Origin of the sequence: Psychrobacter okhotskensis (genome assembly GCF_013248965.1) — a bacterium.
GTDB classification, from domain to species: Bacteria; Pseudomonadota; Gammaproteobacteria; order Pseudomonadales; family Moraxellaceae; genus Psychrobacter; species Psychrobacter okhotskensis.
On the sequence record NZ_JABRVQ010000005.1, the window covers coordinates 1 to 14,184 of the forward strand.

General features: G+C 43.7%; 12 protein-coding genes. 7 read left to right on the forward strand and 5 right to left on the reverse strand.

Going from position 1 to position 14,184, the window contains the following annotated elements; translation table 11 throughout:
• Nucleotides 1-188: 188 nt before the first annotated feature.
• Both HQR03_RS03825 and HQR03_RS03830 read right to left on the reverse strand, forming a co-directional pair.
• Nucleotides 189-1,787: an OmpA family protein gene (locus HQR03_RS03825; RefSeq protein ID WP_173239210.1), complete on the reverse strand. Its 1,599-nt coding sequence runs from the start codon at nucleotides 1,785-1,787 to the stop codon at nucleotides 189-191.
• A 575-nt stretch (nucleotides 1,788-2,362) separates the two neighbouring features.
• Nucleotides 2,363-3,949, reverse strand: a complete 1,587-nt coding sequence (locus HQR03_RS03830) for a hypothetical protein (protein ID WP_173239211.1) — start codon at nucleotides 3,947-3,949, stop codon at nucleotides 2,363-2,365.
• An 838-nt stretch (nucleotides 3,950-4,787) separates the two neighbouring features.
• On the opposite strand from HQR03_RS03830, the gene HQR03_RS03835 reads away from it, so the two are divergent.
• The 6 genes from HQR03_RS03835 (at nucleotide 4,788) to HQR03_RS03860 (ending at nucleotide 10,014) form a co-directional block, all read left to right on the forward strand.
• Nucleotides 4,788-5,396 (forward strand): rhomboid family intramembrane serine protease, encoded by a 609-nt coding sequence (locus tag HQR03_RS03835; RefSeq protein WP_025651690.1) that lies wholly within the window; start codon nucleotides 4,788-4,790, stop codon nucleotides 5,394-5,396.
• A 123-nt stretch (nucleotides 5,397-5,519) separates the two neighbouring features.
• Entirely contained in the window at nucleotides 5,520-6,485 is a 966-nt protein-coding gene (locus HQR03_RS03840) for a metallophosphoesterase (protein ID WP_025651691.1), read from the forward strand.
• Between the two features lie 99 nt (nucleotides 6,486-6,584).
• The gene (gene purE / locus HQR03_RS03845) at nucleotides 6,585-7,145 is read left to right on the forward strand and encodes a 5-(carboxyamino)imidazole ribonucleotide mutase (protein WP_084212283.1); all 561 of its coding nucleotides are present in this window, start codon (nucleotides 6,585-6,587) and stop codon (nucleotides 7,143-7,145) included.
• 219 nt (nucleotides 7,146-7,364) lie between these two features.
• On the forward strand, nucleotides 7,365-8,723 hold the full coding sequence (locus tag HQR03_RS03850) for a 5-(carboxyamino)imidazole ribonucleotide synthase (protein WP_173239212.1): 1,359 nt from the start codon (nucleotides 7,365-7,367) through the stop codon (nucleotides 8,721-8,723).
• Complete coding sequence (locus HQR03_RS03855) at nucleotides 8,723-9,172, forward strand: YaiI/YqxD family protein (protein WP_101210779.1); 450 nt, start codon at nucleotides 8,723-8,725, stop codon at nucleotides 9,170-9,172. Before HQR03_RS03850 ends, HQR03_RS03855 begins: the two co-directional genes overlap by 1 nt.
• A gap of 203 nt (nucleotides 9,173-9,375) precedes the next feature.
• Nucleotides 9,376-10,014, forward strand: coding sequence for an NAD(P)H-binding protein (locus HQR03_RS03860; protein WP_173239213.1), 639 nt, complete (start codon nucleotides 9,376-9,378; stop codon nucleotides 10,012-10,014).
• A gap of 95 nt (nucleotides 10,015-10,109) precedes the next feature.
• Here the strand turns inward: HQR03_RS03860 and epmA are convergent, their stop codons facing one another.
• The 3 genes from epmA to HQR03_RS03875 form a co-directional block, all read right to left on the reverse strand.
• Nucleotides 10,110-11,147, reverse strand: a complete 1,038-nt coding sequence (gene epmA / locus HQR03_RS03865; protein WP_173239214.1) for an EF-P lysine aminoacylase EpmA — start codon at nucleotides 11,145-11,147, stop codon at nucleotides 10,110-10,112.
• Between the two features lie 57 nt (nucleotides 11,148-11,204).
• On the reverse strand, nucleotides 11,205-12,341 hold the full coding sequence (locus tag HQR03_RS03870; RefSeq protein WP_173239279.1) for a 4-phosphoerythronate dehydrogenase: 1,137 nt from the start codon (nucleotides 12,339-12,341) through the stop codon (nucleotides 11,205-11,207).
• A 188-nt stretch (nucleotides 12,342-12,529) separates the two neighbouring features.
• A complete protein-coding gene (locus HQR03_RS03875; protein ID WP_025651698.1) occupies nucleotides 12,530-13,675 on the reverse strand; it encodes an AI-2E family transporter in 1,146 nt (381 codons plus the stop codon).
• Nucleotides 13,676-13,733: 58 nt separating this feature from the next.
• On the opposite strand from HQR03_RS03875, the gene HQR03_RS03880 reads away from it, so the two are divergent.
• Nucleotides 13,734-13,880: a hypothetical protein gene (locus HQR03_RS03880; protein ID WP_156915598.1), complete on the forward strand. Its 147-nt coding sequence runs from the start codon at nucleotides 13,734-13,736 to the stop codon at nucleotides 13,878-13,880.
• Nucleotides 13,881-14,184: the final 304 nt, after the last annotated feature.

Genomic DNA, 14,184 nt, shown 5'->3' on the forward strand with positions numbered 1-14,184 from the left:
ACCGCTACTATGTCCTTGACGATAGTATGCTATGACTTTGATCTTAAAGTCTATGTCGTATTTCATAAAATAACCCCCAGAAGTTGTGTCCAACTTATGGGGGTCAGTTCACTTTTTAGATGCGGTTTTTTGGTATTAATGACTTTTAAATATCAATAGTTTTCTTACTATCAATCACTGTCTAAAGACTACTGAGTATTAACTTGTGGATCTACTACCGTCCCACGACTTGCATCATCACCATCTGGCAAGAGATCATCATTGTTGCTGTCTAATGGGTTTAAGTCCGGATCAAGGGCATTGTTAGTGATCGTCATACCATCATTTGCACTGACAGTCTCATCATTGACCAAAAACTCAATACGGCGGTTGCGGAAGCGACCTTGTTCCGTTGAGTTATCAGCGATAGGATCTGTTTCACCCATGCCTTTGGTGCTCAGCTTGCTCGCATCGATACCTTGAGAGACTAAGTATTCTTTTACAGATTCGGCACGGTCGCGAGACAGCTTCAGATTATAAGCATCCGATGCTTGGCTATCGGTATAACCAATAATCATCAGATTCATATCTGGGACGTCTGTCATAATCTTGGCAGCGCGGTCAAGAAACGCTTTATTAACATCAGGAATAAAAGCTTTATCTACTTCAAAGTTAATTACTTGTAGACTTAAAGCACGGGCAACATCACGTGGATCTGGATTGTCTCCAAGGTTTGACATAGCAACATCGGCTGCCGCTAAACTATTATCAATTTCACCCTGCAAATCTAGTGGCCCCTCAGCTTGCACCGTCATCGCTGGTGCAGCCGCTTGTAAATCAGCGACCAGTTTATCCAACGCTGCTGCATCTGGTGCATTGACAGTAATGTTATCACCTTTAATAATCATACTGGCGTTTGGTACATTTTTGACAATAGGTAAGATAGTGGCAAGTTGCGCAGCAGCTGGCATGTCTATTGCAAAATTATCATCAACATCGGCGCGGCACTTATTGGCTTCATCCCCAAACGCACTGGTAAGCGCATTCATGACATTGGTCTGTAGCGTCTCATTACCCACATTCATGCGGCAAGCGTACAATTCACTATTTTCACCAGTAGCAATGCTCAATAAGGCAGGCTCAACAGCAGCAGCAACCGCTGCACCATCGCCTTCCGCCGCTTGCTCTTGGGTGACAGCAGGCGTAGCGACAGGCTCAGGGTTGTCTTGGCAGCCTCTCAGCAAAGCCCACGCCAAAGCACCTAAAATAATCAGACCAATAATAGGCAGCAGCGCTTTCATAAAGCTGCCTTCTTTCTCTTCTTCACGTTGTAGCGGTGCGGTACTGACCGTATCAGACATTCGCGCACCTGCAGGAGCAGCGGCAATCATACCGGCAGGCAGAACCGCACTTGCCCATGCAGGGATATGATGCTGATAGCTAGCAAGGTTGTCGTTCAAAAACTGTGGCACCGGTGTGGTTCCTGCCAAGCTTTTTATTTCATGGTAAGCAAGCGGTGCTGCCATCGCAATCAAACCACGAGATGCAGTGACATCGACATTGTGTTTGCCAGCCAGCTCGCGAGCTATCTGGTCACGGTGAGCGCTATCCGTCCATACCCGATCATAAAATCCTTGATCGTCACGGGCGATATTTTCGTTAGCAAAACGCTCATGCGTATCTTTGTCTGCCAAACGCGCCGCAAAAATAGCATAAAACTGCTCAAGTAGATTTTGTTTAGCAGGGCTACGGTCATCTCCCAATACTGCGGGGCTGACTGTTCGCGTTAAATGACTGATAATATCCATAGTATAAGTCCTCCATTAATTCTTATTAATATAATTTGTCTTTTGAATAGGAATAAGGTTTTTTCTCAGAATTATTAGAATTTACTTTTTTATTTTTTAATTCACTAAAAGCAAAGTCGATAATTATGATGGTAGCAACTATTTACCTATTCGTTAAAACATCTAAAAAGCAAAATCATCATGCAAGTCACTATAAAATAAATAGCTGTAAAAAAGGTTCGTCACTATTAATTCACTGTTTAGTCACTATTTAAGCACTATAAAAAAGCAACAAGCGCAATTGATGATGATTACATTCGACTTTCGTCATTATAAAAGTATTAAGGTATTTTTCACAATCAATACGCTGTTGTGCAAATGCTACATTAAGTAATGTTTCAGTTGTTACACGTAACTAGAAAGCCGCTGAAGTACAAATCGCTAACATAACAATAGTAAATAAGGTCGTATGTGTATTATTTATTAAACAGTCATTTTCAATAGCAATAAAACGATTTGATTTTATCTTTCATATTATTTATTTAAAAAAAAAGTTGTGATTACGGTATGACTCATACTAAAGCTCAGCGACTGACCTACTTATTTCTTACTTGTGCAGGTTCAGCGACGATAACATTACTCGCCATATCCTCTACTTCAGACAAAGAGATGGGGCCTGACGGCCTATTGTTTGTAGAGGAATTGCTATTTGAGTTACTATTTAAATTACTAGGTACATTAGTGAGACTGCCATTATTACTGCGCACCGGATTGTTGCGTGCTGGCGCAGGCATCATACTATCGTCCGTATCGTCATCGCTTGCTTGATACTCTCCAGCACCATTATTGCTTGCATTGTTGTTATAGGCGTCGCTATTAACATTGTTTGTAGCGCTGCCACTGGAGTCAAACTGAGGGTTCTGACCATTCATAGCCGCCATATCCTCTACGCCACTGCCATTGTTAGGTAATGGCAGTGGTGCCGCGCTATCAATCATCAGCGCTGGCGCTAACGTACGCATATCAGTGACCAAACGCTGTAATAGCATACTGTCTGGTGCTTCCAAGCTCACCCGCTCATTTTGCAGATGTAGCCGAGCAAATGGCGTTGATCTCAGCATGGTCAAGATATTCGGCAATACCTCTGTTGGCATATTAGCCATACTCTTAGCCACGCCCGCTTGTATCGTCAGCTCACAGATACCGGCCTGCTCACCAAAACTTGTATTAAGCGCTTGTTGCAACGTGCTTTGTAGCGCCTCATCGCCAACCGTTGCGCTACAAGTATAGAGACTGCCACTATCGTCTACCCCGACGATTAGCTCAACTGGCGTCAAAATCTGTGGTGCTGGCTCAGTAGGGGGCGGGGCAACGACAGGCGCAGGCGCTACAGGTTCTACTGGCGCTTTTATGTTGGGCTTGATCAATAGCGCCCATGCGGCAAAGCCCAACGCAGCAATGGCGGCTATTAATAAAAATACCCGTACCAATAGATCGTTGCGTTGATTACGGGTGCGAACTTTTTCCCGTTTCATGCTGCCATTTTCTGCTAAATGATGGGCAGCAGGGCTGGCATGGATAGCATCAGAAGCATTATTTATATCTTTATTGCTATGCTTATCTAAATGCACACTAGCATTTAGAGAGCTATTGCTATTCTCTGTAGCCGCTTCTATTGGCAGTGCTGGCATTGCTGCTGTATTAGCCGATGCCATGACATTTGGCGTATTGCTGGATGGCTGAATATCTTGAGCAGCGCTGATAACTGGTGCTGACCATATGGGTAAATACTGGCGCAAGGTGGGCTGCTCTTTTTGCAAAAATGCAGGCAAAAACTGTCCACTCGCCAGTGCCTTTAGTTCACGGTAAGCCAGTGGCGCAGCATTTATAAGCAATTGGGTGGTCGCAAGCTCATCGATATGATGAGTGGCGGCAAGTTCTTGTATGAGTGTCTGCCGCATATTTGGGGCGAGCCAGAGCTGCTCAAATAAAGGGCTTTCTGTCACGCTATCAGCAACGATCACTTGATCAGATCGCAACAACTGCGAATATACCTCTGGCAAAGCCAAGCGTGCAGCCAAAATCGCATAAAACTGCTCAAGGAGACTGACATGGGCAACGCTGCTATTATTGCCTAGCACAGCGGGCGTGACGCTTTGTTCTAGTTGTTCAATGATACTCATGACTGACGGCCTCTATCGGCTTAATATAGTTAATCCTAGTGAAATCAGATACAGTGTCAGGCTCGTTCAGTCTACTATTTGCAGTCCTGTCACTCGCTTTCCTTGTATCTAAATTCCTTTCAACCGACTATAGTTTATATTTATAAAAGCAATAAATCATTCCTTATCACTTTATTTGATGTTTTTTCTACAAACTTATGCCTTATAAATGACACTCTATAAAACAGCTATATCCATGACAGTGCTTATGGTACATCGCTTGTATGACTATGACCCAGCTTATAATTTGTACTTACACTTAATATCAGCAGCACTATAGACTACTGCTATCAACGTATTTAGCGCTACCGTTACTGTCCGTATACGAAGCATTACTTACTCATCTTTATACACTGCTATATTGTTAGGGTATGTCTTCAATTCACTCTATAGTCATCTAAATGGGCTAAAAATGGCTAAATCTTGCCAAACATCGTCAAATAGCTGGTCAATATCCCGATATTATCTACGCTATTTTTCTTGTCTGACGGCAATTTATCTTATTTTTATCACCATTTTTGAAATGAAGACGCACCCTAATAACAAATGATTATTAAAGCACAATTCTCTACATAATGGGTTTTTGCTTTATTCTTGTCGCTGTTGACGTAATGATTAGGAGTTGGCATGGGAATTGCCATGTCACTACTTATTATTATTGACCGTCTTATCCATTAGCAATTTGGGCATAATATTATTTACACATAGTATTTAGGCGTAGTATATATACATAGTATTTAGGCTTTTAACCTTGCCATATTACACAATCACACACTAGGCTCGGCCTAAGGATTACCCTTTGTTTAACCACACGACCCTTATCATTATTATTACTGTTATTGTCAGCTTGCTTGCTTGGCAAAACAAAGCGCTATTTAATCGGCTTATTTTTTATCCGCCTGCGGTAAATAATGGGCAATGGGATCGTTTTGTGACGCATGGTTTTATCCATGCTGATAGTATGCATCTGCTGTTTAATATGTTTACTTTGTATTTTTTCGGTCGTGCTATCGAAGGGTTATATCAATCGTTTTTGTTCGGTTATGGTTTCGTGGTGTTTTACGTATTGGCTATCATTGTTGCGATGATTCCAAGTTATCTTAAGAATAAAAATAACGCCAGCTATCTCAGCCTTGGCGCCTCAGGTGGTGTATCAGCCGTATTGTTTGCTTTTATTTTGCTGGCACCATGGGAAAAAATCTATTTATTCGCGGTCATTCCTATCCCAGCGATATTATTTGCGGTCGCTTATGTGGCTTATAGCATCTATGCGGACAAACGCGGTGGCTCAAACATCAATCATCTGGCACATATGTGGGGCGGCGCGTTTGGGATAATCGCCACTATTATTTTAGAGCCACAAGTGCTACCACACTTTTTAAATGCACTATTATCGCCAGGCTTTTAGTAAAGGCTAGCTTTTAGAGCAATTTTTTTAAAATTTTTTTTGAAAATAATTAAACCCTTATTAACTTTATCGCTCTACTTAAGCGGTTAAATACGTTTACATTTTAAGATTAGATAACGAATTATGATTATAGATATTATCGGTGACATTCATGGTTATGCAGACAAGCTAGTCGGTCTACTCACCCAGCTAGGCTATCGCCATAACGGACAATGTTTCGTGCCGCCAGCAGGTCATCGGGCGTTGTTTATCGGTGATTTGATCGACCGTGGGTCGCAGCAAATGGCCACGTTAGAAATCGTGTTTGCCATGCTAGATGCTGATGTGGCCGATGCAGTGATGGGCAATCACGAATACAATGCTTTGGCTTTCGCGACGCTTGATCCTAATAATCCTCAGGAATACCTACGCTCGCACAATGAGATACATATGCGCCAACACGAGGCCTTTTTGGCAGAAGTACCGTTTGGCTCAGAGCGTCATCACTATTGGCTACAGCGCTTGTATGAGATACCCCTATGGCTTGAGACCGACTATGCTTGCTTTGTGCATGCTTGTTGGGATGTAGACAGTATGGCGGTACTGACGCCGTTATTGACTGCTGATAATTGCTTAACGCCTGAAGCACTTGTCGCCACTGCCCAAGAGCATAGCGAACCTTTTGAAGCGTTGGAGAGGGTATTAAAAGGTGTGGAAACCCCGCTACCTGCGGGCATGGTAATGGTTGATAAAGAAGGAACTGAGCGCACACGAGTACGGGTACGTTGGTGGCTTGAAGGCCTCAACGAACGTACACTATATGAGGTTGCGCGTGCCCCTTCATCAGCATTGGCACAAATTCCAGCGGATATATTGGCAGAAAATATCGACTTTGCGCTTAAAACCGATAAACCCGTATTTGTCGGTCATTATTGGCTAACTGGGACGCCTGAACCATTGAGCCCGCAAGTAGTCTGTACTGATTATTCGGCAGCGGTCGATAGCGGTTATCTAACATGCTATCAGCTCGATACCGAGCAGCCTTTGCCACTCAAAGCCGGTAATTTTGTGCAATATCGCCACGACAAAGACCCAGTGATATCGTCATAATAAAAGCGCTATTCAACTCGCTTTCGCATTAATCAGTAAACTTGGCTTTACGAAGGCGGCAAAATTTTTGTATGATGGTCGTTTTGAGGATATCAAAGCATGAGCACTCTATCAGCTAGTGTTAACTCTGTTGAGCAAAACAGTCCAATCACCTCTCCTGCTGGTCAACCAAAAGTTGGCATCATCATGGGCTCGCAGTCTGATTGGGCGACCATGAGCGCCGCTGCGCAATTGCTCGCCGACTTTGATATCGCTTTTGCTTGTGAAGTCGTATCAGCACACCGTACACCTGACAGATTATTTGACTATGCCAAAAACGCCAAGAGCAATGGCTTACAAGTCATTATCGCTGGGGCTGGCGGTGCAGCACATCTGCCGGGTATGTGTGCCAGTCAAACGCCGTTACCGGTCTTTGGTGTCCCTGTAAAATCCTCGATGCTCAGCGGTTGGGATAGCCTATTGTCTATCGTACAGATGCCAAAAGGCGTTGCTGTCGGTACTTTAGCGATTGGGGCGGCAGGTGCTTATAATGCAGCATTACTGGCGATTCAGGTCTTGGCCTTGCATGACGACGTAATCGCTAGCAAGCTAGATACGCTACGCCAAACACAAACTGACACCATTCTCGCCAGCCCCACACCGGGCATTATCAACAACTAGATTGGCGATAATGGTTAGAAAATATCAAGACCAATCATTTAGACTATAAAATCTAACCGTCAAATCCAACGATCAATGTTGTAAACTTGATATTTATGCTTAGATGAGCTCTACTAAATACAAGGTGCATACAGTGCACCTTTTCCTATTTTAATAGATTAGATTTTAGACTTAATAAACCGAATAACCTTTATCCATTTCCAATTCAAAGAGCCTGCCATGACTACAGCGAACGCTTATCCTGTGACCCAAAACATTCGTACTATCGGTATTTTAGGCGGTGGTCAGCTTGGCATGATGCTTGCCGAAGCGGCCATGCCATTAGGTTATCAGTGTGTTTTTTTAGAAGACAGCGCCGACTGCCCTGCCAGTCTTTACGGGCGCGTCTTTCATAGTGAGCAACTAGAAGCCTTTATTGCCGCCGCCGATGTATTTACCTTGGAGTTTGAAAACACGCCGACGGCGACCGTTGAACAACTGGCCAATTTATCAAAATCTGGCAGCAAACAAGGCATGTTTCCGCCACCGATTGCTCTTGATATCGCCCAAGACCGCTTAAAAGAAAAGCAGATGTTTAATGCGCTTGAGATCGCTACCGTACCCTTTAAAGAAGTTAACTCTGAAGCTGAATTGCAGCAAGCTTGCAGCGAGCTAGGACTGCCAATTGTCCTCAAAACCAGCCGCGGTGGTTATGATGGTAAAGGTCAATTTGTCATCAAGCAAGACAGTGATATCAAAGCGGCGTGGCAAGACCTCAAAGACGCTGTCAGTGGCCAAGGTGAGTTGACGCCAACGCCAGCGCCACTCATTGCGGAAGGTTTTATTCACTTTAGCCGTGAGGTTTCTATTATCGCGGCACGGGGACAGAACGGCCAGATGCGCTGTTATGATTTGGTCGAAAACCATCACCATCACGGTATTTTGGCCAAAACTCAAGCGCCCGCCGTTGGTACTAGCCATCTACTCAAGCAAGCGACCGATGCAATTACCACGGTCATGAATCATTTGGGTTATGTGGGCGTGATGGCACTTGAGCTGTTCGTCACCAAGGACGTGCGTGGCAATGATGCTGTACTCGCCAATGAAATTGCGCCGCGTGTGCACAATTCTGGACACTGGAGTATTGAAGGCGCTGTCACCAGTCAGTTTGAAAACCATATCCGTGCCGTGGTTAATTTGCCATTGGGTGATACCGACAATGTTCATCCAGCGATTATGCTCAACGTTTTAGGACAGTACCCCGATATCAGCGCAGTGCTGGCTATCGATGGCGCGCATTATCATAGTTATCATAAGGCTGAGCGCGAAGATCGAAAAATTGCACACATCACATTGATGCCCAATGATGTCGCTAATTTGGAGCCTGCCTTAGCCAAGCTCGTCGCGGTATTGCCCAATAAAGTCGGCCTCGACAAAAAGTCTGCTCCTGTGAATAATCAGCCAAAAGCGACCAATGACCAATCAACTATTGGCAATGACACTGTTAAAGCTATAGAAAACCCTCAAGTAGATACTGATGACGATCAAACAGATAATGCGGTAGACGTTAAGACAAAAACAGCGAAGGTTAAGAAATAATGCAAATTTGGGTGGATGCTGATTCGGTGCCATTGATTGCCAAAGACTTGATTATCAAAACGGCTGAGCGGACGCAAACAATGGCTATTTTCGTCGCCAATCAGCCAATTAAATTGCGTAAGTCACCGCTGCTCGTCATGACCGTGGTGCCATCAGGATTTGATAAAGCCGACGATTATATCGTAGAACAGATACAGCCAGGTGATTTAGCAATCACCAGTGACATCCCTTTGGCCAACGATATTTTGGACAAAGGCGGCTTGGTACTGACCACACGCGGCATGGTCTACGACAAAAATAATATTAAGCAAAAGCTCAATATGCGCGACTTTATGGATACCATGCGCGGTACTGGCGTGTTAGAGCTGCAAGAAATGAGCGGACAAAAACCTTATGGTGACCGTGACAAAAAAGCCTTTGCCGACGGTCTTAATCGTTTGGTTCGCTGATTTTTATAGCCATAATCTTTGCTATCTATCTTAACCCCCTCCTAGCCTGTGCTCTTTGCAAACCGTATACATTCATAACCAAACACTATGCAATCGGCACGCTTCATAACGAAGTGTGCCCATCATTGTTGTTACGCTGTAGTCAACTTTTAAGACAAACAGTTTTTACAACAACAGTAACGTATATAAGAATAGGAATGACTATGAAAATTTTAGTAATTGGCGCCAGTGGACGAGTGGGAACTGATTTAGTTAAGCAGTTATTAGCAGATGATCATCAAGTGATCGGTACCACGCGTGATAAAAAGAAATTGTTCGATGCAGATAATTATTCGCAATTGGATTTAGACTTATTAGCAAATAAAGACGATATTCGAAATCAGATTGATGATGACGTTGAGGCGATATACTTTGTAGCAGGTTCTGGAAACAAGAACTTGTTAGAAGTAGATTTACACGGTGCGGTGAAAACAATGCAAGCGGCGCAAGATAAAGGTATCAATCGCTATATCATGCTTAGCACAGTGTTCTCATTAGACACCAGCAAATGGACAAGCCCTGCGATTGAAAATCTAAAAGAATATTACATCGCCAAACATTACGCTGACCAATGGTTAGTCAACGACAGTACTCTTGATTACACCATCGTCCAAGCTGCTGCCCTAAAAGAACGCGCCGGAACTGGCAAAATTACGATCAATGGTACTGATGCTGGCGAGAATGCGATTGCGGATGTGGCATCGACTTTAGCAGCGGTTTTGAATGCTGATAGCGCAAGTAAGAAAGTCTTTAGCATGCAAAACGGTGAGACAGCCATCGATAAAGCTATCGCAACATTATAATCAAGCTCAGCGCTACCCTATTTATAATTAAAGAAAAAAGCGAGTAAGCCTTCCGGTCTACTCGCTTTTTTTATGATGGACCATCTAATAAATTATCAGGCCAGACCACTTGGAAACGGAATGACGTCCTCTACTCTGTCGGCTCCTGTGATGACCATAAGCAATCTATCCAACCCCACAGCAATGCCACTACAAGGTATCAAGTCATTAGATGCCGCCAATAGATGCTCATCGATTGGCATGACTGGCAAATTATGGCGCTGGCGCAATTGATTGTCTTGCTCAAAACGCATTCTTAACGCCTGCCCATCTGCCAGCTCGTCATAGGCGTTGGCAATCTCAATACCATTGATATATAGCTCAAAGCGCTTCGCAACCTTATTACCGTCTTTATCTAAAGCCGTTTTTGCTAATGCTGCCGTTGCTGGTGGATACTCTATAATCAAAGTCGGCAAATCGTGACCCAAATTTGGCTCGACCGCGTGGCTAAATAATAGGTCTAACCAGCTTTGCCGGCTTTCTTCTTCACTATTGGTTGTCACGCTCTCTACATTATTAAAATTAAAACCGGTCAAACCTTTATCTTCTGCCACTGCTTGTAATGTCGCCAAACTGGCCGTCAGTGGATGTATGCCAACGAAGTCCATAAACGCATCAACGTAGCGGTAATGATTCATCACAATCGAGTAGCCATATAGGGCTTCTAGTAGTTCGCCAAGCTCAGTCGCCATATCGGCTAAGCTATAGTTTGGCTGATACCATTCCAACATGGTGAATTCAATATTATGGCGTACGCCTATTTCATTATCTCGAAATACCGGGCAAATTTGATAAATAGGCACTTGCCAGCTGCCCAATAATCGCTTCATGGCAAATTCAGGTGACGTATGCAGGTAATAAGTGCGTGGTCGATCTTGATAGGTAACTTGCGCAGCGACGGACTGCAAAAAGGTATCCGTATTGCCAGCTTGCGACAACAGCGGAGTCTGCACCTCAAGCACCTGCCGCTTATTAAAAAACTGACGAATATCGCACATAAACTGCGCACGCTGCCGCGCCATCGCTAGGGTCATGGTGGGCGCGTAACTGGGCTTAGTATTTGGCTTAACAGAAGAACGGGTTGATTGGCTCATTAGTATTTACTGTGACTGATGAATAATAAAAATAGGGTGATAAGTAGGTTTTTGACTTTAGAACTGCCATTCACGGCGCAAATGATAATCACGGCGCAGTTGATCAAAATCAGCGCCATTAACTTGTCCGTCAATGACCTGACGTCGCAAGGAAGCATCATCTTGCATAATGTCATAAAACTTAATCAACTTATCTGGATGCGCTTTTAATTCAGACCACAAAAACATATTCAGTGGCAGCAGCTTTTGCATAGACTGTGCAGGTGTGACCGCCAGTTTTTCACATAGCGCATCATAGATAATTTGGGTACCGCGCAGCTTCCCCTCTACAGTATAACCAGCGATATGTGGCGTTGCGATAGCCAACTTGCTTAACAAACTCTCGGCAATCTCTGGCTCATGCTCAAACACATCAAGCACTGCTTGGCGTCCCGTACGCTCAATATCTGCTGCTAAATCACGCGCATGAATGACGGGTCCGCGCGCGCTATTAATGAGCATAGTATGCGCAGGCATCATACTCAGGGCATCTGCGTTGATTAGATGCCGCGTTGGGTAATCGCTACCACTCGGGTGAGTATAGCCTCTCTTATCAGTCAGTGGCACATGTAAACTGACAACGTCGCTTTGGCTAAGTACTTGCGCCAAGCTGGCGTTATTCGTCTCTGAAGGGGGCAATAACGGATCATAGCCCAATACTTGCCAGCCCAAATCATTGGCATACTGAGCGAGCGTGCTACCAATATTGCCAAGGCCAATGATGCCTAAGGTTAATGGCCTCGTTGGTGACGTCGTTGATAGCATCGTTGATGGCTGCCAATACTGCGGACGCAATGTCAAAATAGCCGTCAGTACATATTGGGCGACCGAATGCTTGCTACAACCCGCAGCATTGGCAAAAGTGATGTTGCGCGTCGCTAGATAATCTTGATCAACATGATCGGTGCCGATCGTTGCCGAGCCTACAAATTCTACGCTTTCATTATCAGCCAATAACTGCTCGTTCACTGGCGTCACCGAGCGTATCAACAATACAGTGGGCTGTAATTCAGCAAGCAATGCCGCATCGATATCGCGCCCCGCAACTTTGACAATATTTACTATTTGCTCAGTCGCCTGTCCAAGCGCAGTGGCATTAAAAAACTCATCAAGGCTAGCGATATTACTGTCAGCCACAATAGTTATGCTGTTTATCGTATCTATCATCGCATTAAACCTTATTAAAAATTTCTATCAATCAGTACATAATTTATCAGTGACTTGTTATCTATGACATTATTTCGCTAAATATTTTTTACTACCGCTGTCGGCGTAGGCACAACGCGCAAGAAAAAATTATTTCAGTCTCGCGCTAAAATGCGCCGTCTCTGTTTTATTTGGTATCAACTATATCCGCTATTTTCATTTTGCTCATCAACCGCTAATGGTGTATTTTTATCGATCAATACCTCTTCTTGTGGCGCAAATAGCTCATTTTTATGATTTGAAATCCATTCACGCCATACCGCAAGGCCGATAGCTAATACGACAGGACCGATGAACAAACCAACGAAACCAAAGGCTGTTAAACCGCCCAACACCCCGATAAAAATAATGATAAAAGGAATCTTGGTGGCACCACTAATGACGATAGGACGGATAAGATTGTCCACCCAACTGATGACCAATATGCCCCATAAAGCCAAACCAATACCTTCTACCGTATGACCTTGACTTAATAACCAAATCGACACCCCACCCCACACAAATGGCGTACCAAATGGGATTAAGGCAATGATAAAAGTGACAATCGTCAGTAAAATCGGACTTGGTGCGCCAGAGAAATAATAACCAATACCCGCCAAGATTGCCTGCGCCAATGCGGTCAGACCAATACCATATACCACAGCGCGGGTGGTCGTACCCACAGAGTCAATATAACCATCGATACGATTGCCAATGATATTGCGTAAGGCTTGGCGGATTTGACGCACCAAGCTTGTGCCATCACGATAAAAGAAAAACAGCGTCATTAACGCCATGCCAAGCTTGGCAAGACTGCTGAACACCACATCAAAGGCGACTTTGCCGTAATATAAATGAGACTGTACCCAGATACGAAAGGCTTCTAGCGTCCCCTCAGGATTTTTATTAATGCGCCACAGCACATCTTTGACTTGTTGCCCGATAATCGGCAAATCCTTAACAGAGTCAGGCACATCCAAATACCCTACTTTAATACGATAGATTAAATTGCTGATAAGACTCAAAGCTTCCTGCTGCAAGATAAAAATACCAACCACCAGCGGCACACCGATGATGAGAGTAATACTCACAGTCATGATAGCGGCACTAAAATTTGAACTGAACTTTACTCGTTGGTGAAAAAAGTTATAAATAGGAAAGGTAACATACGCTAAAATCGCTGCCCACAATGCCGGTACAATAAAAAACTGTACCACTTGAAAACATAATATAAACAACACGACCAACAAAGTAATGGCCAATAAGCGCTGAATAATAAATTCTTTTGTCCAGTTTTCTATCATAGTGTATAAACCAAAAGCGGACAGCAAACCTCATACGGTATTGCTGAGAAGTTTATAAATGGGTGAACAGCAATTTATGGACAACATCCATAAATCGTATCCATTAGCGAAGGTGGTTGGCTATAAATCTACAGCTCAATTATTGGCGGCCATTACGCTCTGTGCCGAGACAACCGTAACACAGTTAACGCCAGTAATGTCATAGAAAACAGATGGCTGACCGACGATTATTATGCAACAAAATGGCTCAAATAAATAACGCTATGTTGTAATCTTTACTTACAACTTTCTTAGACGAGATTCACTAAAGCCTTACCTGAATAACCAAATCATCGTACGCAGAATGAATACCGAAAAACAATGACCACTAAGTACCCTACGCCGTCACTTTGTCAGTCATTATCTAGCAAGGTAAATCACTGGCGCGTTCTATTAGTAACAACAATTGATGTTATACTAGAATAATTATTTTGAACTTTTAAATGCCGCTACATTAATTTGACCTTATT